Source organism: Aeromicrobium camelliae (genome assembly GCF_003850045.1).
Classification (GTDB): domain Bacteria; phylum Actinomycetota; class Actinomycetes; order Propionibacteriales; family Nocardioidaceae; genus Aeromicrobium; species Aeromicrobium camelliae.
In genome coordinates this window covers 63,039-87,909 of the sequence record NZ_RQJX01000012.1, presented here as the reverse complement: position 1 = coordinate 87,909, position 24,871 = coordinate 63,039, and the positions used below count along the sequence as shown (strand labels likewise).

Here is a 24,871-nt window from a genome sequence, read left to right as displayed (position 1 = left end):
GTGCTGACTCATGCTCGCTCGCTGGCGCTCGCTCATGCGGGTGCTCCTTCATCGAGTTCGGCTTCGTCGAGGGCGACCAGATCGGGCAGGTCGTGCCCCATCCGCTCGGCCTTGGCCTGCAGGTACCGCAGATTGTGCTTGGTCGGCCGCACCGCGATCGGCACGCGCTCGTCGACCTTCACCCCGTAGGTGGCCAGCTGGGCCGCCTTGTCCGGGTTGTTCGTCAGCAACCGCACCGACGTCACGCCGAGGTCGCGCAGGATCTGGGCGCCGGCTGCGTAGTCGCGCTCGTCCTCACCGAAGCCCAGTTCGAGGTTCGCGTCGACCGTGTCGCGTCCGCGCTCCTGGAGTTCGTAGGCCTGCAGCTTGTGGAGCAGCCCGATCCCGCGCCCCTCGTGGCCGCGCAGGTAGACGACGACGCCGGCGCCGGCGGCGGTGATGTCGGCCATCGCCGCCTGCAGCTGGGGGCCGCAGTCACAGCGCTGGGACCCGAACACGTCTCCGGTGAGGCACTCCGAGTGCAGCCGCGTGAGGACGTTCGCGGCACCCGGATCGCCGTACACGAGCGCGATGTGCTCGGCGCCGTCGATGCGATTGCGGTACCCGTGAGCGACGAAGTCGCCGAACTCGGTAGGCAACTGCGTGGTCGCGAGGCGGTCGACCTGGGACTCGTGGAGCCGCCGGTAGACCTGCAGGTCCTCGATCGACACCAGTGCGAGGCCGTGCTCGTCGGCGAACTCGCGCAGCTCCGGGAGCCGCTTGAGCGTGCCGTCGTCGTTCATGACCTCGCCGATCACCCCGGCGGGGGTCAGCCCGGCGAGGCGGGCGAAGTCGACGGCCGCCTCGGTGTGGCCAGGGCGTTCGAGCACGCCGCCGGGCTTGGCGCGCAGCGGGACGATGTGGCCAGGCTGCACCAGTTCGAACGGCTCGGTGGCCGAATCGGCCAGCACGCGGCACGTGCGCGCCCGGTCGGCGGCCGAGATGCCGGTCGTCACGCCGTCGCGCGCGTCGACCGAGACCGTGTAGGCGGTGCGCAAGCGGTCGCGGTTGTGCGGCGTCATGAGCGGGATCGCCAGGCGATCGAGGATCTCGCCCACGACCGGGGCGCAGATCAGACCGCTGGAGTACCGGACGAGGAACGCCATGAGTTCGGGCGTGGCCTTCGAGGCGGCGAAGATGATGTCGCCTTCGTTCTCACGGTTCTCGTCGTCGACGACGACGATCGCCTTGCCGGCGGCGATGTCGGCGATGGCGCGCTCGACCGGGTCGAGTCGCACGGCAGTGTCAGCCATGGATGGCTCCTTTCGCGAGCAGACGCTCGACGTACTTGGCGAGGACGTCGACCTCGAGATTGACGCGAGCGCCGGTCGGCAGAGCGCCGAGCGTGGTCTCGGCGAGCGTGGTGGGGATGAGTGAGACGGTGAACGACGGCTCGGACCCGTCGATGACGTCGACGACGGTCAGCGAGGTGCCGTTGATCGTGATCGAGCCCTTCTCGACGAGGTACCGGGTGAGCGTTTCGGGAACACCGAAGCGGAGGACCTCCCAGTGCTCGCTCGGTGTGCGGTCGAGCAGCGTGCCGGTGCCGTCGACGTGGCCTTGCACGATGTGCCCGCCGAAACGCGTCTGCGGGGTCATCGCACGCTCGAGGTTGACCGGCGTCCCGGCGACGAGGTCGCCCAGCGACGAACGCTTGAGCGACTCGGCCACGACGTCGGCACCGAACACGTCGCCGTCCAGCGTCGTGACGGTCAGGCAGACGCCGTCGACGGCGATCGAGTCGCCGTGGCGCGCGTCCGCGGTGACGCGAGGGCCGCGAACGAGCAGCCGTACCGCGTCCGCCTGCGGCTCCACGGCCACGATCTCGCCGACTTCCTCGACCAGTCCGGTGAACATCAGTACCCCTCTCCCTTGCCCATCGCCTCACGCGGCGGCGGCCCCGGCGTCCCGACGATGCGGATGTCCGGGCCGATCTGTCGCAGGTCGGTGATCGTGATCGGCCGAAGGTCGGCGAGGGTCGTGGCCTCGCCCTCCAGCGCGGCCCGGCCGGATCCGAGCATGGCCGGCGCGATGTAGCCGATGACGCGGTCGATGAGCCCGGCATTCCAGAACGCTCCGGCCAGCCGCGGTCCGCCCTCCAGCCACACGTGGTGGATGTCGTTCTCCATCAGCTTGGCCAGGACGTCGTGGGGCTCGCGGGTCTGGATCAGCAACGTGGGCGCGACCCGGTCGAAGACGCGGTAGTAGTTCGGGATCGGGGTCTCCCCCACCACGATGCGCATCGGCTGCTGCTCGTACGGCAGCGGCATGTCGTCGGCGTCGCGGACGGTCAGCCGCGGGTCGTCGGCGAGGACGGCGCCCGTCCCGGCCATGATCGCGTCGCACTCGGCGCGGAACTGCTGCACATCGCGACGGGCCTCCGGGCCGGTGATCCACTTGCTGGTGCCGTCCGGCGCGGCGCTGAGCCCGTCGAGCGTGGCGGCGTATTTCCACGTGACGAAGGGGCGACCGAGCCAGTAGCGCGTAGCCCACGGCGCGAGCAGCTCCTTGGCCTCCTCGGTCAGAACCCCGGTGGTGACCTTCACTCCGGCGGAGAGGAGAGTCTGCGCTCCGCCGGCGCCGATCGGGTGGGGATCGTCGACGGCGTACACGACCTCGGCGACGCCGGCTGCGATCAGCGCCTGCGTGCACGGGCCGGTGCGACCGGTGTGATCGCAAGGTTCGAGGGTCACCACCGCCGTGGCACCGCGCGCGGCCTCACCTGCCTGGCTCAGCGCGTCGACCTCGGCGTGCGGCGTTCCGGCGCCACGGTGGACGCCCACGGCCAGCTCGCGACCGTCGGGATCGAGCAGAACACACCCGACGGGCGGATTGGGCAGCGTGCGCGGGACGGCTCGGGCGGCGTCGAGGGCACGGCGCATCGCCGTCTCGAGGTGCTCGGTGGTGGGCACTGCGTCGATCTCCCGCGGTCGGGTGCCCGCACGACCGGGGTCACGCCCACGGCCGACAGCCGAGGACGTGGCGTGCGCCTCCCATCCGGACTTTCACCGTCGGTCCTGGAATTCCACCAGGTCAACCGGCCCCGGAGGGCGCGGGTCGCGGACTGTCACCGCCGGCTCGGACTTTCACCGACCCCGGGCACGCGAGCACGTGGCTCGTACGTGTCCCATCGTACCGGAGGGCGACGGTGCGTGGCGGACTGCTCGGTCAGTGGACGCAGGCGGCTGCACGCTCGCGCAACGCCTCGACCATCGCGCCGGGGTCGTCGGCGCCGAAGACGGCCGACCCCGCGACGAAGGTGTCGGCACCGGCCTCGGCGCACCGTTCGATCGTCTCGAGCGACACACCGCCGTCGACCTGGAGCCAGATCTCGCCGCCGGTCGCGGCGATGAGCTCACGGGTGCGCCGGATCTTCGGGACGCACAGATCGAGGAACTTCTGGCCACCGAACCCCGGCTCGACGGTCATCACGAGCACCATGTCGAGCTCGGGCAGCAGGTCGGCGTAGGGCTCGATCGGCGTCGCCGGCTTGAGCGCCATCGACGCGCGCGCCCCCAGGGCACGGATCTCGCGCGCGAGCCGCACGGGAGCGCGCGCGGCTTCGACATGGAAGGTCACACTGGCTGCACCGGCGTCGACGAACTGGGGAGCCCATCGGTCGGGATCCTCGATCATCAGGTGCGCGTCGATGGGCTGCTCGACCGTCTTGGCCAGGGCCTCGATCACCGGGGCGCCGAGCGTGAGGTTGGGGACGAAGTGGTTGTCCATGACATCCATGTGCAGGAAGTCCGCGCCCGGAATGCGGGCGGCCTCCCCTGCGAGATGGGCGAAGTCGGCGTTCAGCAGGCTCGGGGTGATGCGCACGTCGGACACGCCGTCAGCCTAGCGGCGCGTCACGCCGCTGCCCTCGCTGGATCGAGCGGGATTTCTGACGAGGTGGTCTGGCCGCTGGCTGTTTATCCGGTCGCTGAGCGACCTGCCCTACCCGACCACTCACCGAGCACTCACTCGCGGCGGCGCAGCAGCGCCAGGAACATCGCGTCCGTGCCGTCGGTGTGGGGCCACCACTGCTGCATCGACTCCAGGTCCAGGCCCGCGTGCTCCTGCAGGGCGGCATCGACCACCGCGCGGGTCTCGGCGACGACGGGGGAACACGTCGCGTAGGCGACGACACCCCCGGGACGGGTCAGCTCGATGGCGCGGGCGAGCAACTGTCCCTGCAGCGCGACGAGATCGTCGAGATCGGCAGTGGTGCGGCGCCACCGCGACTCGGGGCGCCGCCGCAAGGCACCGAGACCTGTACACGGGGCGTCGACGAGCACCCGGTCGAAGCTGCCCGGTTCCCACGGTCCGTGGCGGCCGTCGTGCACGGTGACCTCGACGTTGTCCAGCGCGCGGACGGCCTGGCGCACCAAGTCGGCGCGGTGCCGTTGCACCTCGTTGGCGACGACGCGCGCTCCCCGACCGGCGGCGAGCGCCGCCCAGAGCGCGGACTTGCCCCCGGGCCCGGCACACAGGTCGAGCCATCTCTCGTCGCGCCCCTCGATCGGGGCGGCGGCCGACGTGATGGCCACGAGCTGTGATCCCTCGTCCTGAACCCCGGCGCGACCGTCGCGCACGGCGGGGATGTCGCCGGGCATGCCGCCGCCTTCGAGGATGCGAGCGTACGGCGACAGCTTCCCGGCGACTCCCGGCAGTTCGTCGGGCTCGCAGAGACCCGGCCGGGCGACGAGGGTGACCTTGGGCGCCGCGTTGTCCGCGGCGAGGAGATCCACGAGCTGCGCGGGGTCGGGCAGGGCCTCACGCAGCTCCCGCACGATCCACCGGGGATGGGAGTAGCGGATCGCGAGGGCGTCGTCCTCGTCGAGCCCCGTTGTCACCTCGTCGAGCCACGCGCCGAGAGCACGACGTCCGATGCGGCGCAGAATCGCGTTCGTGAAGCCGACCGGCTTGTGCCCGACGTGCCGCCGCACGAGGTCGACCGTGGTGGTGACGGCCGCGTGGTCGGGCACCCGCATGCTGAGCAGCTGATGAGCCCCGAGGCGCAGCGCGTCGAGGACGGGCGGGTCGATCCGTTCGATGCCGTGGCTGGCCAGGGTGTCGATGATGGCGTCGTACGTGCCACGAAGCCGGACGGCACCGCTCACGAGCTCGGTGACGAATGCGGCGTCGCGGCCGGACAACTGGTGCTCGCGCAACACCCGGGGGATAACGAGATTGACGTAGGCCCCGTCCTCGCTGACCTGCCGGACGATGTCGTACGCGGCGGTGCGCGCGGCGTCGACACTCATCGCAGGACCGCCGTCGTCGCGCCGCCGAGGCCGCGGCCCCAGTCGGCGGCGGGCATCGACTTCTTGCCGTGGGGCTGCACCTGGCCCAGCCGCACGTCCGTCGTGCCGGTCCCGACGCGCACCTCGCGCTTGCCGATCGACGCCTCCCCCGGCGCCAAGGTCGACTCCTCCAGCACCTCGACCGGCCCCAGTTTCAACCGGTTCTCCTCGTGCGTCGTCCAGGCGCCGGGAGCCGGGGTGCACCCGCGGATCTGCCGGTCGATCGCGAAAGCGGGTCGTGTCCAGTCCACCCGCGCGTCGTCGGTCGTGAGCTTGGCGGCATAGGAGACGCCATCCTCCGGCTGCTCGATGGCGCCGATGTCGCCGTCCTCGATGTGGTCGAGCGCGTCGACGAGGAGGCCGGCGCCGACGTCGGCGAGCCGCTCCAGAAGGGTGCCGGCGGTGTCGTCGGCGCGGATCCGCTCGGTCAGCGTTCCGAGCACCGGTCCCGCGTCGAGCTCCTCGACGAGACTGAACACGGTCGCGCCGGTGACCTCGTCACCGGCCATGATCGACCGCTGCACGGGAGCTGCGCCGCGCCACGCGGGCAACACCGAGAAGTGGAGGTTGATCCATCCGAATTCGGGGAGATCGAGCAGTTCGCGACGCAGCAGCGCCCCGTACGCCACGATGGCACCGCAGTCCGGCTCCAGCGCCCGCAGGCTGTCGAGGAACTCCGGATCGGAGGCCGAGGAGGGCTTGAGCACGGTCAATCCAGCCTCTTCGGCCGCCACGGCCACCGCCGAGGGCTCGAGCCGACGGCCCCGGCCGACCCGGGCGTCGGGACGGGTCACGACCGCCACGACTTCGTGTCGGCTGGCGATCAGCGCGCGCAGCGACGGGACGGCGGTGTCAGGGGTGCCCGCGAAGACGACTCTCACGAGGGTCGAGTCTAGGTGGCGGTCTCAGAAGTCGATCGGGTCGATCTGAATTCGCCACGGCGGCAGCTTGGCCGCGCTCCGCTCGGCAGCGGCCTGTTTGAGGGCGGCCGCCAGCGCCAACCCCTCGCGGCGCGGGGCGCGGAGGATGAGGCGCTCGCGCTGCTCGTCGAGCGGCACCGGCCCCAGGACCTCGGTGTGCGGGGTCCACGGGCGCTGCGTGAGCACCTCGATCTCGGCGGTCGGACCTTCCACCGTCGCAAGACGGCCGACGGGCGGCAGGTGCGTCTCGGCGCGCTCCGCGAGCTCGCGGCCGGCCAGACCGACCGGGTCGGCGCGGACGAGCGCCTGCAGCGTGGGCGAGTCGCCGACGGCGACCGCGCGTCCATGGTGGGCAGCGAGCGCCAGCGCGTTGAACCAGCGCCGATGCGCCTCCTCCACGACCCGCACGTCGTCGCGCGCGAGCATGAGCCAGGTGTCCAGCAGCACCACGACGGCGTACCCGCCCGCCACGGCGGGTTCGGCGCCCGGCGTGGCCAGGACGAGGACGCGTTCGTCCTCGGCCGGCTCCACGTGATCGAGCACCGCCGCCCCGCCGGACGTCACGATGCGGTGATCGGTGAAGGCTTGGTCGAACTCCTCGGCCGTCCGCAGTTGCCCCACGACGGGCGCGCGCAAGCGGTCGTCGCCGCAGTGCGGGCATCGCCAGTGGTCGACGGTGGTGCCGCACCACCGGCAGCCGAGCGGCGCACGCGCAGAGGTCTGCACGAGGGGGCCGGAGCAGGCCGGGCACTCGGCGCGCTCGCGGCAGCGCTGGCAGGCGACGGAGGCCCGATACCCGCGCCGGGGCACCTGCACGAGCACGTGGCCCTCGGCCTGGCGGATGGCGGTGAACACGGCGTGCGGAAGGCGGACCGGGGCGGCGCCGCTCTCGGTGCCGTCGGTGACGGTGAGCTGCGGCCACTCGCGGCGACGGGCAGCCTGATCGCCGCCGAGGCCGACACACCACCCGGATTCGACCAAGGACTGCGCCTCGGCGGTCCGGCCGTATCCCGCGAGCAGGACGCCCGCCGACTGCTGCGCGGCGCGCAGGAGCAGCACCTCCCGAGCATGCGGGTAGGGCGCGCGCGGCTCGGCGTAGAGGTCGTCACCGTCGTCCCAGAGCGCCACGAGGCCCAGATCGCGCACTGGCGCGTAGGCGGCGGCACGAGTGCCGAGCACGACGGGAACCTCGCCTCGCGAGACGCGCAGGAACGAGCGGTAGCGGGCGGCCGGCTTCTGCGCTCCGGTCAGGACGACGTGTCGGCCCTCCCCCAGCACCTCGGCGAAGATCGCGTCCCAGCGAGCCACGTCGCGGACGTCGGGCACACACACGACGGCGCCACGACCGGACCGCACCGTCGCGGCGACCGCCTGCGCCACGGCGCGCTCGGGCTCGTGGCGTGGCAGCACCGACAGCACGGCACGGGGCGCCTGGCCGGCCGCGAGCGCTTCGACGAAGGCCGGTCCGTCCAGATAGGGATACCAGGCATCGGACCCCGCGTCCTGCGGCGGCGGTGCCGGCTCCTCCCGCGGATGCGCCTCCGCACGGGCATGCCGCGGCGGAATGGCGAGCCGGAGGACGTCGGCCAGCGTGCCGGCGTACCGGTCGGCGACAGCGCGGGCGAGCGCGAGGAGCTGCGGGGCGAGCACCGGCTCGGGCGACACCAGCTTGTGCAGGGGGGCGAGCCGGCCCTCGTGCGTGGTGTCGTCGACGCGTTCGGCGATGAAGCCGTCGGTGAGCTTGCCGGCGAAGCGGACCTTGACCCGGCACCCTGGGACCGCCTCGGCGAGCAGGTCGTCGGGCACCCGATAGTCGAAGGGGCGGTCGAGGTGCGGTAGCGGGGTGTCGATCAGCACGCGCGCCACCGACGCCGACGGCGCGGCCGCCTCGGCTCCAGGAAACGCCAGCTGATCGGTCACGTGTCGATTCTCCCAGCCGCCGCCGACAGCTCGGGTCGCCCTGGCGGTTTTCCACCAGGCGGGACGACAACTGGCCGTGATCACGCGAGACGTCGCGTGATCACGGCCAGTGTCGCAGCGGACTGGCGCGAGAGCTGCGTCGGTCAGAGACCGGCGGCGGCCCGGAGCGCCTCGGCGCGGTCGGTGTTCTCCCACGGCAGACCCGGACGGCCGAAGTGGCCGTAGGCGGCGGTCTGCGCGTAGATCGGCCGCAGCAGGTCGAGGTCGCGCACGATGGCCGCCGGGCGCAGGTCGAAGACCTCGAGGACCGCGTCGCGGATCGTGTCGACCGGAACCGTCTCGGTGCCGTAGGTGTCGACGTAGAAGCCGACCGGGTGCGCCACGCCGATCGCGTACGCGACCTGGACCTCGGCCTTGGTGGCCAGGCCTGCGGCGACGATGTTCTTGGCGACCCAGCGCATCGCGTACGCGGCCGAGCGGTCGACCTTGCTCGGGTCCTTGCCGGAGAAGGCACCGCCTCCGTGACGGGCGTAGCCGCCGTAGGTGTCGACGATGATCTTGCGGCCGGTCAGTCCGGCGTCGCCCATCGGCCCGCCGATGACGAACTTGCCGGTCGGGTTGATGTGCAGGCGGTAGTCGCTGGCGTCGATGTCGTACTCGGCGAGGACGACGTCGATGACGTGCTTCTTGAGGTCGGTCGGGAGCTGGTGCTCCAGGTCGACGCCGTCCTCGTGCTGCGTGGAGACGACGATCGCCTCGACGCGCTTGGGACGGTCGTCGTCGCCGTACTCGATCGTGACCTGGGTCTTGCCGTCCGGGCGCAGATACGGGAGCGTGCCGTCCTTGCGGACCCGGGTCAGCTGCTCGGCGAGCCGGTGCGCGATCGTGATCGGCAGCGGCATGAGCTCGGGGGTCTCGTCGATCGCGAACCCGAACATGAGGCCCTGGTCGCCGGCGCCCTGGCGGTCCAGCGGATCCTCCGACTCGCCGGTGCGGCCCTCGTAGGCGGTGTCGACACCCTGCGCGATGTCAGGAGACTGCGCATCGAGGGTCACCTGGACGGCGCAGGACTCGCCGTCGAAGCCCTTGATGGAGGAGTCGTAGCCGATCTCGAGGACCCGGTCGCGGGCGATCCGCGCGATGTCGACGTACGCCTCGGTGGTGACCTCGCCGCCCACGAGCACCATGCCGGTGGTCACGAACGTCTCCGCGGCGACCCGGCTCTTGGGGTCGGCGGCCAGCAGGGCATCGAGAATGCTGTCGCTGATCTGGTCGGCGATCTTGTCCGGGTGGCCCTCGGTCACAGACTCCGAGGTGAACAAACGGCTCACGGTATGAACTCTCCTGTGGGTGGACGTCGTTAGCACTGTACTCGGCCGCACCTGGCCGGGCCGGTCATCCCAATCGTTGGACGATCGTGTCCCAGATGACGTGGGCGACCTCGGTTTTAGGCCGTTGCCCGACCGGCTGCGCTTCGCCGTCGGCCGTCAACAGGAGCACGTCGTTGTCCTCCTGCCCGAACACGCCTCCCCCGCTGACGTCGTTGACGACGAGCAGGTCGCACCCCTTGCGCGCGAGCTTGGCCCGCGCATGGTCGAGCACGCCGCCGTTCTCATCGCCGGTCTCGGCGGCGAAGCCCGCGATGAACGGCTCAGCGACGTCGGCCGGCCGGGTGCGGACGAGCTCGGCGAGGATGTCGGGGTTCTCGACCAGTTCGATGGTCGGGGCGGCGCCGTCGGGGCGCTTCTTGATCTTGGCGTCGGCGTAGGTGGCCGGGCGGAAGTCGGCAGGAGCCGCGGCCATGACGACGGCATCGGCACCCACGGAGGACTTGAGCACGGCGTCGCGCAGCTCGGACGTGGTGGTGACGTCGATCCGCTCCACTCCGGCGGGGGTCGGGAGCGCGACGTTGGCCGCCACCAGGGTCACCTCGGCACCGCGGGCGGCGGCCGCCTCGGCGAGCGCCAGACCTTGGCGCCCGGAGGAGCGGTTGCCGAGAAACCGGACGGGATCGAGAAACTCGCGGGTGCCGCCGGCGCTGACGACGACCCTGCGGCCGGCGAGGTCGCGCGGCCTTCCGGCCAGCACGTTCACGCACACGGCGTAGATGTCCTCGGGGTCAGGGAGACGGCCGGCCCCGGAGTCGGCACCGGTGAGGCGCCCGACGGCGGGATCGATGACGATCGCCCCGCGCTCGCGCAGCGTCGCCACGTTGGCCTGGGTGGCCGGGTGCTCCCACATCTCGGTGTGCATCGCGGGCGCGAACACCACGGGACAGCGGGCGGTGAGCAGCGTGTTGGTGAGCAGGTCGTCAGCCAGGCCCTGGGCGGCCCGCGCCAGCGTGTTGGCGGTGGCCGGAGCGACGATCACGAGGTCGGCGCTCTGCCCGATCCGCACATGCGGCACCTCAGGCACGTTGTCGAAGGTCGCGGTCTGGACCGGGTGCCCTGACAGCGCCTCCCACGTCGCGGCGCCGACGAAGTTGAGCGCGGAGTCGGTCGGCACGACGCGGACGTCGTGACCCGACTCCGTGAACAGGCGCAGCAGGAGGGCGGCCTTGTACGCGGCCACTCCCCCGCTGACGCCCAGGACGATCGAGCTCATGCCGGCACCTGCGACACGAGGTCACAACCTGCAGGCACCGGCATGACGATCGCCAGACGCTGCGCTCGCTGCCGCTCGCTCATCGGAAAGTCGGCGGCTGGCTCAGGCGTCGTCGCCGGACGCGGCGTCGCGCGCGGCCTGCGCCGCAGCGGCCTCGGCCTCGGGGTCGATGTCCTCGACGGTCAGCAGGCCCTCGTTGATCTCGCGCAGCGCGATCGACAGCGGCTTCTCCTGGACCTCGGTCTCCAGCAGCGGGCCGACGTACTCGAGCAGGCCCTCGCCGAGCTGGGAGTAGTAGGCGTTGATCTGGCGAGCGCGCTTGGCGCTGTACAGGACCAGCTTGTACTTGGAGTCGGTCTTCTCCAGCAGGTCGTCGATCGGGGGGTTGGTGATGCCCTCGGCAGCCGAACGGGTGGTGGACACGTTGATCCGCCCTCTCGTGATGTGGGAGTACTAGAACGGGGATGAGGGAATCGCGGTGATTCCCGATCTGAATAAGTCTACCAAGGCCGCACACGCTTCCTCGACCTCGGTGTTGACGATCGTCACGTCGAACTCCGCCTGGGCGGCGAGTTCCTCGCGCGCGGTGGCCAGTCGCCGCTCGCGTTCCTCGGCGCTCTCGGTGCCGCGCCCGACCAGCCGGCGGACAAGCTCATCCCAGCTCGGCGGAGCGAGGAAGACCATGAGCGCCTGGGGCATGCGCTGGCGCACCTGTCGCGCGCCCTGCAGATCGATCTCCAGCAGCGCGGGACGCCCCTCGGCGAGCCGTTCCTCGACGGCCGCCCGCGGCGTGCCGTAGCGGTAGCGGCCGTGAACCGTCGCCCACTCCAGCAGTCCGTCGGCGGCGACGAGTCGGTCGAACTCCTCGTCGCTCACGAAGTGGTAGTGGTGACCGTCGATCTCGCCGGGGCGCGGCGGCCGCGTGGTGACCGACACGGAGATCCAGATCTCGGGGTGATTCTCGCGGATGCAGGCGGCGACGGTCCCCTTGCCGACGGCGGTCGGCCCGGCCAGGACGACGAGCCGCGAACGATGTGCGCTGCCCACGTCAGCCGCGACGAGCGAACTCGGCGATGAGATCGCGCTCCTGCTTGGGACCGAGGCCGCGAAGGCGGCGGGACTCGGCGATGCCGAGCCGCGCCATGATCTCCTGGGCGGTCACCTTGCCGACCCCGGGCATCGCTTGGAGGAGGTCGAGGACCTTGAGCTTGGCGACCGCCTCGTTGGTCTTGGCCTGCTCCAGCACGTCGGCGATCGATGCCCCCGAGTGCTTCAGGCGGTTCTTGACCTCGGCCCGGACGAGGCGCGCTTCGGCCGCCTTCGCCAGAGCCTCGCGTCGCTGCTCGTCGGTCAACTTCGGCAGAGCCACGCTTACTCCTTCGCCTCGGGTTGCTCGAGCGTCACTCCGCACTGGTCGTCGATGTCGGCGACGACCGCCTTGCGCTGCTCGACGGTGTCGTTGAACGCCTGATAGGCCTCGTTGAGGGCGTCGCGCTGCTCCTGCGAGAGCGCCGCGACGGTCGCCGAGTCACCCATCTTCTCCAACGGTACGCCCGCTTCCTCCTGGGCGGCGATGACGCCATCGGTGACGTCGGCGATGGTGACCCAGTCCGGCTGGATCCGCTCGGGGGCGGCCTCGGCGATCTGGCGCGCCGCGCTGGCGTACTCCGCGTACGCGGCATCGGTGCGCTCGGCGCCGAAGGAGTTGAGGACGTCCTCGTTCTCCTCCACCGCGGAGCAGTACGGATCACTGCCGAAGCACCCGGCCAGCGAGCCCGCCGCGAGGACTGCGACGGCGGCCGAGACCCACTGCTTCCTCACGACCATGACCCTACAAGGTCGTCGTTGAGTCGCTGGACGGACTCGCGGAGCGCCGCCACGTCCGGGCCCGCGCTCAGCACACCGCGGGACGTGGAGACGATGACCGACTCCCGGACGTCACCGAAGATGCGGCCGAGGTCGGCCAGCGTGCCGCCCTGAGCGCCGTACCCGGGCACCAGCAGCGGGCCGTTGATGTCGAGGTCCTCCGGCGTCTGGCCGATCGTCGCGCCGACCACCGCGCCGAGCGGTCCCATCGGCTCGATACCGGCGTTCGCGGCTCGCAGCTGCGCCAGGATCGAGCCCGCGACCGTGTCGCCGGTGCCGGTGAGCGCGTGCTGGACCTGCGGCGCCTCGGGGTTCGACGTCAGGGCGAGCACGAAGACGCCGGCGTCGTTCTGCTCGGCCGCGGCGAAGAACGGCGCGAGCGTCCCGAACCCGAGATAGGGGCTGACCGTGATCGCGTCCGCCGCCATCGGCGCATCGTCGTCGAGATAGGCCGTGGCGTAGGCCGCCGCCGTCGAGCCGATGTCGCCGCGCTTCGCGTCGAGGATGACGAGACTGCCGGTGTGCCGCAGGTCCGCGATCGTGCGCTCGAGCACCGCGACGCCGCGCGCGCCGAACCGCTCGAAGAACGCCGACTGCGGCTTGACGAACGCCACCTGTCCGGCGAACGCCTCCACACACGCGGCGGCGAAACGCTCCAGGCCGTCGACGGTGTCGCCGAGGCCCCACTCCTCGAGGAGCTCGGGGTGCGGGTCGATGCCGACACAGGCCGGGCCGTACGCCTGCATCGCCGCGAGCGCCCGCGACCCGAAGCTCATCGGGCCTCCGTGAGCGCGGCGCCCCAGTCCTGCAGGGACCGCACGCCGATCGACTCGGCACGCTGCGCCTCGATGCCCTGAACCGCAGCCGCCAGGCCCTGCACTGTCGTGATGCAGCCGATCCCCTCGGCGACGGCGGCGGTACGGATCTCGTAGCCGTCGATGCGGGGGCTGCCGCCGCGGGTGTTGCCGTGCGGCGTGTTGATGACGAGCTGGACCTCCTGCGCGTGGATGCGCTCGACGATCGAGCCGCCGTCCTCGCCGTCGCGCGGCTCCTCGTGGAGCTTGCGCACCACGGTGGCGGGCACGCCGTTGCGGTGCAGCACCTCGGCGGTGCCGCGAGTCGCGAGGATCTCAAAGCCGAGATCGGCGAGCCGCTTGACCGGGAAGATCATGTGCCGCTTGTCGCGGTTGGCGACCGACACGAAGACCGCACCCGAGGTCGGCAGGCCGTTCTGAGCTCCGGACTGGCTCTTAGCGAACGCCGCACCGTAGTGCGCGTCGATGCCCATGACCTCGCCGGTCGAGCGCATCTCCGGGCCGAGCACCGTGTCGACGTAGCGACCCTCATAGGTCCTGAAGCGGCTGAACGGCATCACGGCCTCCTTGACCGCGACCGGCGCGGCGGCGGGCAGATACCCGCCGTCGCCCTCGGCCGGAAGCACGCCCGCGGCGCGCAGCTCGCCGATCGACTCGCCGAGCATGAGCCGCGCGGCGGCCTTCGCCAACGGCGTGGCTGTCGCCTTGGACACGAACGGGACCGTGCGCGACGCGCGCGGGTTGGCCTCGAGCACGTACAGCGTGTCCGAGCTCAGCGCGAACTGGATGTTGATGAGTCCGCGGACCCCGACACCGGCGGCGATCGCCTCGGTCGACTCCCGGATGCGCTCGATCTCGCTCTGGCCGAGCGTGATGGGCGGCAGGACGCAGGCCGAGTCGCCGGAGTGGACGCCGGCCTCCTCGATGTGCTCCATGATGCCGCCGAGGAAGAGCTCGGAGCCGTCGTACAGCGCGTCGACGTCGATCTCGACGGCGTCGTCGAGGAACCGGTCGACGAGGACAGGGCGCTCCGGCGAGATCTCGGTGGCGGTCCGGATGTAGTTCTTGAGCGCCTCCTCGTCGTACACGATCTCCATGCCGCGGCCGCCGAGCACGTACGAGGGCCGGACGAGCACCGGGTAGCCGATCTCGTCGGCGACGCGCTTGGCGCCCTCGAATGTCGTCGCTGTGCCGTGCTTGGGCGCCGGCAGCCCGGCGTCGGCGAGAACGCGACCGAACGCGCCACGCTCCTCGGCGAGGTCGATCGCCGCCGGCGGGGTTCCCACGATCGGCACGCCCGCGGCCTCCAGGCCCGCGGCGAGTCCCAGCGGCGTCTGCCCGCCGAGCTGCACGATGACACCGGCGACCGGGCCCGCCTGCTGTTCGGCGTGCACGACCTCGAGCACGTCCTCGAGCGTGAGCGGCTCGAAGTAGAGCCGGTCGCTGGTGTCGTAGTCGGTCGAGACGGTCTCGGGGTTGCAGTTGACCATGACGGTCTCGTAGCCCGCCTCGCTCAGCGACAGCGCGGCGTGGACGCACGAGTAGTCGAACTCGATGCCCTGGCCGATGCGGTTGGGACCGCTGCCGAGGATCAGCACGGCCGGACGTTCGCGCGGCATCACCTCGGTCTCCTCGTCGTACGAGGAGTAGTGGTACGGCGTGCGGGCGGCGAACTCGGCGGCGCACGTATCGACCGTCTTGTAGACCGGACGCACTCCGAGCGCGTGGCGGACGCCGCGCACGACATCCTCGCGCATGTCGCGCAGCTCACCGATCTGGGCGTCGCTGAACCCGTGCCGCTTGGCGAGCCGCAGGAGCTCCGGCGTGAGGGTCTCCGCCGCGCGGACGCGCTCGGCGACCTCGTGCACGAGGAACAGCTGGTCGACGAACCACGGGTCGATCGACGTGTGCTCGTGGATCTGCTCGGGCGTCGCTCCCGCGCGGATCGCGTTCATGACGAGCCGCAGCCGTCCGTCCTGGGGACGCTCGATCTCGGCGAGCAGGGCGTCCTTGTCCCCCGGATCCCCGGCCCAGTCGAACGTGGCACCGGCGCGCTCCAGGGAGCGCAGCGCCTTGCCGAGGGCCTCGCTGAAGTTGCGGCCGATCGCCATCGCCTCGCCCACCGACTTCATGTGCGTGGTGAGGGTCGAGTCGGCGGCGGGGAACTTCTCGAAGGCGAAACGCGGGACCTTGACGACGACGTAGTCGAGCGTCGGCTCGAAGCTCGCCGGCGTCTCGGCGGTGATGTCGTTGGGGATCTCGTCCAGCGTGTAGCCGATGGCCACCTTGGCGGCGATCTTGGCGATCGGGAAGCCGGTCGCCTTCGAGGCCAGGGCGCTCGAACGCGACACGCGCGGGTTCATCTCGATGACGACGATGCGCCCGTTCTCGGGGTTGACGGCGAACTGGATGTTGCATCCGCCGGTGTCGACGCCGACCTCGCGGATGACGCCGATCGCGATGTCGCGCAGCCGCTGGTACTCCACGTCGGTCAGCGTCATGGCCGGCGCCACGGTGATCGAGTCGCCGGTGTGGACGCCCATCGGGTCGAGGTTCTCGATGGAGCAGACGATGACGACGTTGTCCGCCTGGTCGCGCATGACCTCCAGCTCGTACTCCTTCCAGCCGAGGATCGACTCCTCCAGGAGCACCTCGGTGGTGGGGCTGAGGGCGAGTCCGCTGCCGGCGATGCGGTACAGGTCGGCCTCGTCGTAGGCCAGACCCGAACCGGCGCCGCCCATCGTGAACGACGGGCGCACGACGACCGGGTAGCCGAGATCCTCGACGGCCGCGAGGCACTCCTCCATCGAGTGGCAGATCGCGCTGCGCGCGACCTCGGCGCCCCACTCCTCGGGCAGGGACTCGACGATCGACTTGAAGATCTCGCGGTTCTCGCCCTTCTCGATCGCCTCGACCGAGGCGCCGATGAGTTCGACGCCGTACTTCTCGAGCACGCCGTTGTCGTGCAGCGCGATGGCGGCGTTCAGGGCGGTCTGCCCGCCCAGCGTCGCCAGCAGCGCGTCGGGGCGCTCGGCGGCGATGACCTTCTCGACGAACTCGGGCGTGATGGGCTCGACGTAGGTGGCGTCGGCGAACTCCGGATCGGTCATGATCGTCGCCGGATTGGAGTTGACGAGGATGACGCGGATGCCCTCGTCGCGCAGCACCCGGCAGGCCTGCGTGCCGGAGTAGTCGAACTCGCACGCCTGACCGATGACGATGGGGCCGGAGCCGATCACGAGGACCGAACTGATGTCTTCCCGCTTGGGCATGTCAGCGGTTCCCTTCCTGCGTGGCGTTGTCGGCGGCCTCTCCCTGCATGGCGTCGACGAAGCGGTCGAAGAGGTACGCGGCGTCGTGGGGGCCGGCCGCGGCCTCGGGGTGGTACTGGACGCTGAAGGCGGTCTGCTCCAGCAGCGCGAGGCCTTCGACGACGTCGTCGTTGAGACCGACGTGCGTCACCCGCGCGGGCCCGAACGGCGTGTCGAAGTCGCTGTCGATCGGTGCGTCGACGGCGAAGCCGTGGTTGTGCGCCGTGACCTCGACGCGACCGGTGGTGCGGTCCTGGACCGGCTGGTTGATGCCGCGGTGACCGTACTTGAGCTTGTACGTGCCGCGGCCGAGCGCCCGCCCGAACAGCTGGTTGCCCAGGCAGATGCCGAAGAACGGGATCTTGCGTTCGAGGACGCCCTGGATGACCTCGACGGCGTGGTCGGCGGTCGCCGGGTCGCCCGGGCCGTTGGACACGAAGACGCCGTCGGGCTCGGCGGCCAGGACGTCGTCCAAGCTGGAGGTGGCCGGGAGCACGTGCACCTCGATGCCGCGTTCGGCCATGCGGCGTGGGGTCATGCCCTTGATGCCGAGGTCGAGCGCCGCGACGGTCAGACGCTTCTCACCTTGCGCGGGCACGACGTACGGCTCCTGAGTCGTGACGTCGGCGAGGAAGTTCGAGCCGGTCATCTCGGGTGCGGCGTTGGCCTGCTCGATCAGCGCCTCGACGTCGGACGTCTCGGTGCTGATGACGGCGCGCATCGAGCCGCGTTCCCGCAGGTGCCGGGTCAGGGCGCGCGTGTCGACACCGCTGATGCCGACCACACCCTGGCTGCTCAGCAAGTCGTCGAGGGACTGGGTGGAACGCCAGTTGCTGGGTACGCGGGCGGGGTCGCGCACGACGTAACCGCTGACCCAGACCTTGCGGGACTCGAAGTCCTCGAGGTTGGCTCCGGTGTTGCCGATGTGCGGGGCCGTCATCACGACGATCTGGCCGCGGTACGAGGGGTCGGTGAGGGTCTCCTGGTACCCGGTCATGCCGGTGTTGAAGACGATCTCGGCGACCGTCGTGCCGGCCGCGCCGTACGACTCCCCGCGGAAGACCCGGCCGTCCTCGAGGACGAGGAGGGCGGGGACGGGGTGGCGCTCACTCATGACAGGACTCCTTCGGGGGACAGGGTGCCGCCGAGCACCGTCGGGCGGCCACGCAGGAAGGTGGCGACGACCCGGCCGGGCAGCTCGAGACCGGCGTAGGGCGTGTTGCGGGACAGGGAGGCGCTGGCGGCGGGCTCGACCGTGCGCCGTGCCGTCGGGTCGTACACGACCAGGTTCGCCGGCTCACCCACGGCGAGCGGACGACCATGGCCGCTGACCCGGCCGATGCGCGCCGGTGCGGCCGACATGGCCTCGGCGACGCGATCCCAGCCGATGGCGCCGGTGTCGACCATCGTCTGCTGCACCACGGAGAGCGCCGTCTCCAGGCCGAGCATGCCGAACGCCGCGACGTTCCACTCGCACTCCTTGTCCTCCATCGGATGCGGAGCATGATCCGTGGCGACGATGTCGATCGTGCCGTCGGCGAGGCCCTCGCGGACGGCCGCGACGTCGTCGGCGCTGCGCAGCGGCGGGTTGACCTTGTAGATCGGGTCGTAGCTGCGGACGAGGTCGTCGGTCAGCAGCAGGTGGTGGGGCGTGACCTCGGCGGTGACGTCGATGCCGCGGCTCTTCGCCCAGCGCACGATCTCCACCGAGCCGCGCGTCGAGAGGTGGCACACGTGCAGACGCGAACCGACGTGCTCGGCGAGGAGGACGTCGCGGGCGATGATCGCCTCTTCGGCGACCGCCGGCCAGCCGGTGAGACCGAGTTCGCCGGACAGCGGCCCCTCGTTCATCTGGGCGCCCTCGGTGAGCCGCGGCTCCTGGGCGTGTTGGGCGATGACACCGTCGAACGCCTTGACGTACTCGAGCGCGCGACGCATCAACACCGCGTCGGACACGCACTTCCCGTCGTCGGAGAAGACGCGCACGCCGGCGGCCGACGTGGCCATCGCACCGAGTTCGGCGAGCCGCTCCCCGGCCAGGCCCACGGTGACCGCGCCCACGGGCTGGACGTCGCAGTAGCCGTGCTCGACGCCGAGTCGATAGACCTGCTCGACCACGCCTGCCGTGTCGGCGACCGGGTCGGTGTTGGCCATCGCGTGGACGCAGGTGAAGCCGCCGAGCGCGGCGGCCTGCGAGCCGGTGCGGACGGTCTCGGCGTCCTCGCGACCGGGCTCACGCAGGTGGGTGTGCAGGTCCACGAGGCCCGGCAGGACGAGGTGGCCGCCGCCGTCGACGATCTCGTCGCCGGACAGGCCTTCGCCGATCTCGGTGATGACGCCGTCCGTGACGGCGATGTCGACGGCGTCGCCGCCGAGGGGGCGGACGTTGCGGAGGATGAACGTGCTCACTCGCTCGCGCTCGCTCATGCGTTTCCTTCCGGGGAGTCGGCGTCGGCGGCACCGCCGAGCAGCAGGTAGAGGACGGCCATGCGGACGGCGACGCCGTTCGTGACCTGCTCGACGATGACCGAGCGCGGGGAGTCGGCGACGTCGGCGGTGATCTCCATGCCCCGGTTCATCGGACCGGGGTGCATGACGATCGCGTGCTCGGGCATGCGGTTCATCCGCGCGGTGTCGAGTCCGAATCGACGGCTGTATTCGCGGGCGCTCGGGAAGTACGAGGCGTTCATGCGCTCGCGCTGCACGCGCAGCATCATGACGGCGTCGGCCTTCTCCAGGTTCGCGTCGAGGTCGTACGAGTGGGCGACGGGCCACGTCTCCACCCCCACCGGCAGCAGCGTGGGCGGTGCGACCAACGTGACGTCGGCGCCGAGCGTGTGCAGCAGCAGCGCGTTCGAGCGGGCGACGCGGCTGTGCAGGACGTCACCGACGATCGTGATGCTCTTGCCCTCGAGGTCTCCGAGGTGACGGCACATCGTGAAGGCGTCGAGCAGTGCCTGCGTGGGGTGCTCGTGCATCCCGTCGCCGGCGTTGACCACCGCACCGCTCATCCAACGGCTCGTGGCGAGCCGGTGCGGAGCCCCGGAGGCCGGATGACGGATGACGACCGCATCGGCGCCCATCGCCTGCAGGGTCAGCGCGGTGTCCTTGAGGCTCTCGCCCTTGCTCACGCTCGAGCCCTTGGCGGAGAAGTTGATGACGTCGGCGCTGAGCCGTTTGGCCGCGGCCTCGAACGAGATCCGCGTCCGGGTGGAGTCCTCGAAGAAGAGGTTGACCACGGTGCGGCCGCGCAGGGTCGGCAGCTTCTTGATCGGGCGCTGGGCGACCGACAGCAGCTCTTCGGCGGTGTCGAGGATGCGCAGCGCGTCGTCGCGATCGAGATCGGCCGCCGAGAGCAGGTGCGAGGACTTCATGACGCACCTCCCACGATCGTCACGGAGTCGGCTTCGCCGTCGGTCTCGGTCAAGCGGACCTTGACCTTCTCGGCGAGCGACGTCGGCAGGTTCTTGCCGACGAAGTCGGCACGGATCGGCAGCTCCCGATGTCCGCGGTCGACGAGCACGGCCAGCTGCACCGCGCGGGGACGGCCCAGGTCGCCGAGCGCGTCGAGCGCCGCGCGGATCGTGCGGCCGCTGAAGAGCACGTCGTCGATCAGCACCACGGTCTTGCCGTCCACGTCCTCGGGGATCGAGGTGTGCTCGAGCGCGCGAGCGGGGCGCAGCCGCAGGTCGTCGCGGTACATCGTGACGTCGAGGGAGCCGGGCGTGATGGTCCGCCCCTCGACCTCGCTCATCCGGGCGGCGATGCGCCGGGCGAGGTGGACGCCGCGGGTGGGGATCCCGAGCAGCAGCACGCCGTCGGCGTCGCGATTGCGTTCGAGGATCTCGTGGGTGATGCGAGTGAGTGCGCGGGAGATGTCCTGCTCATCGAGGACGGTACGCGCGGGCACGTCGTCAGGCCTGGGAGTGTCGCTGGACACCACCATGCTGACCTCCTTCCCCGCCTCTCCGGACGGTGGTTAAAGGATGTCGTCGGTCAGCTCAGCGTAACAGTCGTCCACGAGCCCCCTGACGGCGGGAAACGCCCTGTGTCGTGCGTCGCATCCGCGCTGCCGAGCGATGATTCACCCCGTAGCCGTGGGGCCCAGCGGTGGCTGATCCCACACCCACGGCCCGGGCGGTGGCTGATCCCACACCCAACGACCGAATGTGCGTGAGAGCTCATCGACCGCGCCGACCGGTGCGGCATAGCTCACCGTCCGGAGTCACCGGATTACGGCATGGCGACGAGGCCCTCCTCGACCAGCCAGTCGCGGGCGACGATCGCGGGGTCCTGCCCCTCCGAATCGACGCGCGCGTTGAGGTCCTGCAGCACCTCGTTGGTGAGCAGCGGAGTGATCTGCCCGAGGACGTCCTCGATCTCGGGGTACTGCTCGAGCACCTCGTCGCGCACCACCATGGAGAGGTTGTAGAGCGGGAAGAACTGCCGGTCGTCCTCGAGCACGCGCAGGTTCAGTCCAGGGATGCGGCCGTCGGTCGTGAACACCTCGCCGAAGTTGCACCGGCCGTCGGCCGTCGCGGTGTAGACGACGCCCGTGTCGAGGGTGAGCACCTCGGCGAGCTGGCCGGGCGTGAGATCGTAGGCCGCGAGCATCGGCTCGAACCCGTCGTTGCGGTTCGCGAACTCCGGCTCGACGCAGAACGTCAGCTCCTCGGGCGGCAGACTGGCGAGCTGGGAGAACGCGGTGACGCCCAGCTCCTCCGCCTTCTCTTCACGGATCGCGAAGGCATACGTGTTGTTGGCCGGTGCCGGAGGCAGCCACACGAGGCCGTTGGCGGCGTCCGCCTCCTTGACCGCCCGCCACTGCTCCTCCTCCCCCGGAATCGGCTCGTCGTTCCCGAGGTAGTTGATCCATCCGGTGCCGGTGTATTCGGGCGACACGTCGGCGTCGCCCTCCACGAGCGCAGCCCGCGCACCGAAGGACCCGGGCGTATTGGACAGATTGGTGACGTCCGCGCCCGCGGTGCTGAGCGCGATCGAGACCATGTTGCCGAGGATCAGCTGCTCGGTGAAGTTCTTCGCGACGACGGTGATCTCGGCGTCCTCGAGCCCCTCCTGCGGTTCGATCTTGGCGGGTTCGGCGGGCAGCACCGCGCCGGACGAGGACTGCAAGCCGCAGCCGGCGGCCAATGCGACGACCATGCCGGTCGCGGCGAGGGTGCGGAGTCGGCGGGCGATCACGTCACACTCCCTTCGGGGACGCCACGAGCTCCACGAGCCGGGCGAGCCAGTCGATGAACAAGGCGAGGGCGGCGATCAGCAGCGCGCCGACGATGAGCACGACGTTCTGCCGCAGGTTGATGCCGGAGGTGATGAGTTCCCCGAGTCCCCCGCCGCCGGTGAACGTCACCAGCGCCGCGGTGCCGACGATGAGCACCAGCGCGGTGCGCACGCCGGCGACGATGATCGGCAACGCGAGCGGGAGTTCGACCCGTACGAGCGTCATGAAGCCCGACATCCCCATACCGCGCGCCGCCTCGACGAGTTTGGGATCGACCGAGTCCAGGCCGGTCACGGTGTTGGCGATGATCGGCAGCAGCCCGTAGACCACCAGCGCGACGGTGGCGCCCACGGCGCCGATCCCGAAGATCGCGGCACCGAGCGCGATCAGTCCGATCGCGGGGGCGGCCTGTCCGAAACCCGCGACCGTGATGATGGGGCGGCTGAACCGTCGCAGGGCGCCGCGCGTCAGCAGCACGCCGATCGGGACGGCCAGCAGGACGGTGACGACGGTCGCGATGAGGCTCACCGTGAGGTGCTCGCGGAGCAGGGTCAGCAGGTTGGAGACCGACAACGATCGCGCCTCGCTGTCGGAGACGTCAGCGAGCTGCACGTACCCGAGGCAGGCGGCGACGACCGCCACGCACAGCAGCGGCTGCGTGATGTACCGCCCGACGCCGGCGCGATCGGCGACGGCCGCGGTCTGGGTCGTGTCGGCGGCGGTCACGCTGCTCATGCCTGCGGGTCCCCCGCGGTATCGACGGTCGCGGCCTCTGCCGCGGCGGACTGGATGTCCTGCATCGCCTCCATGACGGTCTCCACGCGCACGACGCCCTGGTAGGTGTTCCGGCGCCCGGTCACGACGACGACGCCGTGCGACGACGTGAGCATCTCGTCGAGTGCGTCGTTGAGCGTCGACCCGAGACTCACCGACTCGAGCTCGGAGTCGCGGCGAACGTTCTGCAGCGCGCCGGGACGGCCGAGCTCGCGCAACGACATCCAGCGCAGCGGACGTTCGTTGCGGTCCAGCACGATGACGTGCTCACGGTCGATCGCGCGCGCACCGGCGATCGCTTCGTGCGGGTCGTCGCCGACGTGCGCGACGGCGGCCTCGTGGAGTTCGATGTCGCGGACGCGGGTGAGGGTGAGCTGCTTGAGCGCAGCGCCGCGGCCCACGAAGCCCTCGACGAACTCGTCGGCGGGGTTGGCGAGGATCTGCTCGGGAGTGTCGTACTGCACGACCTGCGACCCGGTCTGCAGGATCGCGATGCGGTCGCCGAGCTTCACGGCCTCGTCGAAGTCGTGAGTGACGAAGACGATCGTCTTACGCAGTTCCTCCTGCAGCCGCAGCAGCTCGTCCTGGAGTCGCTGACGGGTGATGGGGTCGACCGCGCCGAACGGCTCGTCCATGAGCAGCACCGGCGGATCCGCCGCGAGCGCACGCGCCACGCCGACGCGCTGCTGCTGGCCGCCGGACAGTTCCCGCGGGTAGCGGTCGCGGTACTCGTCCGGGTCCAGTCCGACGAGGTCGAGCAGTTCGTCCACGCGGTCGGTGACGCGCTGCTTGTCCCACTTGAGCATGCGCGGCACGAGCGCGATGTTGTCGCCGACGGTGAAGTGCGGGAACAGGCCCGCGCCCTGGATCACGTAGCCGATGCGGCGGCGCAGCTGGTCGGGGTCGGCGTCGGTGACGTCCTCGTCGCCGATGAGGATGCGTCCCGACGTCGGCTCGATGAGACGGTTGATCATCTTCATCGTCGTCGTCTTGCCGCAGCCGGACGGGCCGACGAGCATGATGATCTCGCCGGCCGGGAATTCGATCGTGATGTCGTCGACGGCGGGCGTGGACTGGCCCGGGTAGCGCTTGGTGATGTTCTCGAGCAGGATGCGCTCGCCGGCCTTGCTGGTGGTCTCAGACACGGGAGATCCCCTTGGAGGTGGTGAAGCGGGTCAACAGGTTGAGGGCGACGTCGAGGATCACGGCCAGGATCAGGATCCCGACCGTGCCGGCGACGATCGCGTTGGTGGCGTTCGCGCCTCCCATGCGCGAGATGCCGGAGAAGATGTAGCCGCCGAGCCCCGGGCCGAGGGCGTAGGCCGCGATGGCGGCGATGCCCATGAGCATCTGCGCGGACACCCGGACACCGGTCATGATGACCGGCCAGGCGAGCGGAAGCTCGAGGCGCACGAGCGTGCTGAACCGGCTCATTCCCATGCCGCGGGCGGACTCGATGAGCGCGGGGTCGACGCCGTTCAGGCCGACGACCACGTTGCGCAGGATCGGCAGGAAGCCGAAGAACACCAGCGCGATGACCGAGGGCAGGACGCCGATGCTGACGATGCCGACGAGGAGACCCAGCAGGGCGTACGAGGGCACCGTGAGGCCGATCGCGGAGAACGCCTGGGCCGCGTTCGCGCCCCAGCGGGTGCGCGACGCGACGACGCCGACGACGATCGCGAGGACCGTCGCCAGGATGAGCGTCTGCACCACGAGACTCAGATGCTGGTAGGCCAAGAAAGACAAAACCGACCATCGTTCGGCGACGAAGGTGAAGAAGTCGGAGACCGCTGTCATGCACCGTCCCGTCGTTGCGACGACCGCGACTCTCACGGCCAGCAAGCGAGGGTAACGAGCTTCCGACCAACCCGCGACCCGACGCCGTGGCCCTGGATCGGAATGAGGACTGCAATGCCAGGCCCAGGAAGAAGTTGAAATTCGTCCGTTCGGAAGCTCGCTTCGGGCCGCCGGCCCGCTCCTCCGGTGCGCGCGACTTTTGGCCAGTTAACGCCCCTTCGCGGCGCCCCGAGCGGCCGCAACTGGCCAATAGTCGGACCAACCCCGCCGCCACGTCCGCGAGCTGAGA

At 70.7% G+C, this 24,871-nt stretch carries 23 protein-coding genes and 1 riboswitch; all 23 genes read right to left on the bottom strand.

Annotated features, from left to right (window positions below):
• Nucleotides 1–32: 32 nt before the first annotated feature.
• Complete coding sequence (locus tag EHW97_RS10005) at nucleotides 33–1,292, bottom strand: bifunctional 3,4-dihydroxy-2-butanone-4-phosphate synthase/GTP cyclohydrolase II (protein ID WP_124237026.1); 1,260 nt, start codon at nucleotides 1,290–1,292, stop codon at nucleotides 33–35.
• The gene (locus tag EHW97_RS10000; RefSeq protein ID WP_124237025.1) at nucleotides 1,285–1,896 is read right to left on the bottom strand and encodes a riboflavin synthase; all 612 of its coding nucleotides are present in this window, start codon (nucleotides 1,894–1,896) and stop codon (nucleotides 1,285–1,287) included. Before EHW97_RS10000 ends, EHW97_RS10005 begins: the two co-directional genes overlap by 8 nt.
• Complete coding sequence (gene ribD, locus EHW97_RS09995; RefSeq protein WP_243696383.1) at nucleotides 1,896–2,951, bottom strand: bifunctional diaminohydroxyphosphoribosylaminopyrimidine deaminase/5-amino-6-(5-phosphoribosylamino)uracil reductase RibD; 1,056 nt, start codon at nucleotides 2,949–2,951, stop codon at nucleotides 1,896–1,898. The genes EHW97_RS10000 and ribD overlap by 1 nt, the downstream gene beginning before the upstream one ends.
• Before the next feature lie 69 nt (nucleotides 2,952–3,020).
• Nucleotides 3,021–3,147: riboswitch (FMN riboswitch) on the bottom strand.
• 60 nt (nucleotides 3,148–3,207) lie between these two features.
• Nucleotides 3,208–3,864 carry a ribulose-phosphate 3-epimerase gene (gene rpe / locus EHW97_RS09990; protein ID WP_124237058.1) on the bottom strand — a complete coding sequence of 219 codons (657 nt, stop codon included), beginning with the start codon at nucleotides 3,862–3,864 and terminating at the stop codon, nucleotides 3,208–3,210.
• Nucleotides 3,865–4,004: 140 nt separating this feature from the next.
• A complete protein-coding gene (locus tag EHW97_RS09985) occupies nucleotides 4,005–5,291 on the bottom strand; it encodes an RsmB/NOP family class I SAM-dependent RNA methyltransferase (protein ID WP_124237024.1) in 1,287 nt (428 codons plus the stop codon).
• On the bottom strand, nucleotides 5,288–6,211 hold the full coding sequence (gene fmt / locus EHW97_RS09980; protein ID WP_124237023.1) for a methionyl-tRNA formyltransferase: 924 nt from the start codon (nucleotides 6,209–6,211) through the stop codon (nucleotides 5,288–5,290). The genes EHW97_RS09985 and fmt overlap by 4 nt, the downstream gene beginning before the upstream one ends.
• Before the next feature lie 24 nt (nucleotides 6,212–6,235).
• Nucleotides 6,236–8,170 carry a primosomal protein N' family DNA-binding protein gene (locus tag EHW97_RS09975; protein WP_208001982.1) on the bottom strand — a complete coding sequence of 645 codons (1,935 nt, stop codon included), beginning with the start codon at nucleotides 8,168–8,170 and terminating at the stop codon, nucleotides 6,236–6,238.
• A 143-nt stretch (nucleotides 8,171–8,313) separates the two neighbouring features.
• Nucleotides 8,314–9,501: a methionine adenosyltransferase gene (metK, locus tag EHW97_RS09970; RefSeq protein WP_124237022.1), complete on the bottom strand. Its 1,188-nt coding sequence runs from the start codon at nucleotides 9,499–9,501 to the stop codon at nucleotides 8,314–8,316.
• A 64-nt stretch (nucleotides 9,502–9,565) separates the two neighbouring features.
• Complete coding sequence (gene coaBC / locus EHW97_RS09965; protein ID WP_124237021.1) at nucleotides 9,566–10,774, bottom strand: bifunctional phosphopantothenoylcysteine decarboxylase/phosphopantothenate--cysteine ligase CoaBC; 1,209 nt, start codon at nucleotides 10,772–10,774, stop codon at nucleotides 9,566–9,568.
• Nucleotides 10,775–10,876: 102 nt separating this feature from the next.
• Nucleotides 10,877–11,197, bottom strand: coding sequence for a DNA-directed RNA polymerase subunit omega (rpoZ, locus tag EHW97_RS09960; protein WP_124237020.1), 321 nt, complete (start codon nucleotides 11,195–11,197; stop codon nucleotides 10,877–10,879).
• Between the two features lie 30 nt (nucleotides 11,198–11,227).
• Nucleotides 11,228–11,821 (bottom strand): guanylate kinase, encoded by a 594-nt coding sequence (gmk, locus tag EHW97_RS09955; protein ID WP_208001981.1) that lies wholly within the window; start codon nucleotides 11,819–11,821, stop codon nucleotides 11,228–11,230.
• 1 nt (nucleotide 11,822) lies between these two features.
• Complete coding sequence (gene mihF, locus EHW97_RS09950; protein WP_208001980.1) at nucleotides 11,823–12,143, bottom strand: integration host factor, actinobacterial type; 321 nt, start codon at nucleotides 12,141–12,143, stop codon at nucleotides 11,823–11,825.
• Between the two features lie 2 nt (nucleotides 12,144–12,145).
• Nucleotides 12,146–12,595, bottom strand: a complete 450-nt coding sequence (locus tag EHW97_RS09945; RefSeq protein ID WP_124237017.1) for a hypothetical protein — start codon at nucleotides 12,593–12,595, stop codon at nucleotides 12,146–12,148.
• A complete protein-coding gene (pyrF, locus tag EHW97_RS09940) occupies nucleotides 12,592–13,416 on the bottom strand; it encodes an orotidine-5'-phosphate decarboxylase (RefSeq protein ID WP_124237016.1) in 825 nt (274 codons plus the stop codon). The genes EHW97_RS09945 and pyrF overlap by 4 nt, the downstream gene beginning before the upstream one ends.
• The gene (gene carB, locus EHW97_RS09935; RefSeq protein ID WP_124237015.1) at nucleotides 13,413–16,727 is read right to left on the bottom strand and encodes a carbamoyl-phosphate synthase large subunit; all 3,315 of its coding nucleotides are present in this window, start codon (nucleotides 16,725–16,727) and stop codon (nucleotides 13,413–13,415) included. The genes pyrF and carB overlap by 4 nt, the downstream gene beginning before the upstream one ends.
• A gap of 1 nt (nucleotide 16,728) precedes the next feature.
• Nucleotides 16,729–17,880, bottom strand: a complete 1,152-nt coding sequence (carA, locus tag EHW97_RS09930; RefSeq protein ID WP_124237014.1) for a glutamine-hydrolyzing carbamoyl-phosphate synthase small subunit — start codon at nucleotides 17,878–17,880, stop codon at nucleotides 16,729–16,731.
• Entirely contained in the window at nucleotides 17,877–19,193 is a 1,317-nt protein-coding gene (locus EHW97_RS09925; RefSeq protein WP_243696382.1) for a dihydroorotase, read from the bottom strand. Before EHW97_RS09925 ends, carA begins: the two co-directional genes overlap by 4 nt.
• Nucleotides 19,190–20,140: an aspartate carbamoyltransferase catalytic subunit gene (locus EHW97_RS09920; protein ID WP_124237013.1), complete on the bottom strand. Its 951-nt coding sequence runs from the start codon at nucleotides 20,138–20,140 to the stop codon at nucleotides 19,190–19,192. Before EHW97_RS09920 ends, EHW97_RS09925 begins: the two co-directional genes overlap by 4 nt.
• Nucleotides 20,137–20,712 (bottom strand): bifunctional pyr operon transcriptional regulator/uracil phosphoribosyltransferase PyrR, encoded by a 576-nt coding sequence (pyrR, locus tag EHW97_RS09915; protein ID WP_124237012.1) that lies wholly within the window; start codon nucleotides 20,710–20,712, stop codon nucleotides 20,137–20,139. The genes EHW97_RS09920 and pyrR overlap by 4 nt, the downstream gene beginning before the upstream one ends.
• A gap of 287 nt (nucleotides 20,713–20,999) precedes the next feature.
• Nucleotides 21,000–21,968 carry a glycine betaine ABC transporter substrate-binding protein gene (locus EHW97_RS09910; RefSeq protein WP_208001979.1) on the bottom strand — a complete coding sequence of 323 codons (969 nt, stop codon included), beginning with the start codon at nucleotides 21,966–21,968 and terminating at the stop codon, nucleotides 21,000–21,002.
• 1 nt (nucleotide 21,969) lies between these two features.
• A complete protein-coding gene (locus tag EHW97_RS09905; RefSeq protein WP_124237011.1) occupies nucleotides 21,970–22,743 on the bottom strand; it encodes an ABC transporter permease in 774 nt (257 codons plus the stop codon).
• Nucleotides 22,740–23,927: an ABC transporter ATP-binding protein gene (locus EHW97_RS09900; RefSeq protein ID WP_124237010.1), complete on the bottom strand. Its 1,188-nt coding sequence runs from the start codon at nucleotides 23,925–23,927 to the stop codon at nucleotides 22,740–22,742. Before EHW97_RS09900 ends, EHW97_RS09905 begins: the two co-directional genes overlap by 4 nt.
• Complete coding sequence (locus EHW97_RS09895; protein WP_124237009.1) at nucleotides 23,920–24,582, bottom strand: ABC transporter permease; 663 nt, start codon at nucleotides 24,580–24,582, stop codon at nucleotides 23,920–23,922. Before EHW97_RS09895 ends, EHW97_RS09900 begins: the two co-directional genes overlap by 8 nt.
• Between the last annotated feature and the right edge of the window lie 289 nt (nucleotides 24,583–24,871).

Bases quoted from the DNA above. Each gene is read 5' to 3' on its own strand.
- EHW97_RS10005 (WP_124237026.1), bottom strand. From the start codon at position 1,292: ATGGCTGACACTGCCGTGCGACTCGACCCGGTCGAGCGCGCCATCGCC.
- EHW97_RS09895 (WP_124237009.1), bottom strand. From the start codon at position 24,582: ATGACAGCGGTCTCCGACTTCTTCACCTTCGTCGCCGAACGATGGTCG.
- pyrR (WP_124237012.1), bottom strand. From the start codon at position 20,712: ATGGTGGTGTCCAGCGACACTCCCAGGCCTGACGACGTGCCCGCGCGT.
- coaBC (WP_124237021.1), bottom strand. From the start codon at position 10,774: ATGAGCTCGATCGTCCTGGGCGTCAGCGGGGGAGTGGCCGCGTACAAG.
- pyrF (WP_124237016.1), bottom strand. From the start codon at position 13,416: ATGAGCTTCGGGTCGCGGGCGCTCGCGGCGATGCAGGCGTACGGCCCG.
- carB (WP_124237015.1), bottom strand. From the start codon at position 16,727: ATGCCCAAGCGGGAAGACATCAGTTCGGTCCTCGTGATCGGCTCCGGC.
- EHW97_RS09925 (WP_243696382.1), bottom strand. From the start codon at position 19,193: ATGAGCGAGCGCGAGCGAGTGAGCACGTTCATCCTCCGCAACGTCCGC.
- EHW97_RS09905 (WP_124237011.1), bottom strand. From the start codon at position 22,743: ATGAGCAGCGTGACCGCCGCCGACACGACCCAGACCGCGGCCGTCGCC.
- EHW97_RS10000 (WP_124237025.1), bottom strand. From the start codon at position 1,896: ATGTTCACCGGACTGGTCGAGGAAGTCGGCGAGATCGTGGCCGTGGAG.
- EHW97_RS09985 (WP_124237024.1), bottom strand. From the start codon at position 5,291: ATGAGTGTCGACGCCGCGCGCACCGCCGCGTACGACATCGTCCGGCAG.
- carA (WP_124237014.1), bottom strand. From the start codon at position 17,880: ATGAGTGAGCGCCACCCCGTCCCCGCCCTCCTCGTCCTCGAGGACGGC.
- EHW97_RS09920 (WP_124237013.1), bottom strand. From the start codon at position 20,140: ATGAAGTCCTCGCACCTGCTCTCGGCGGCCGATCTCGATCGCGACGAC.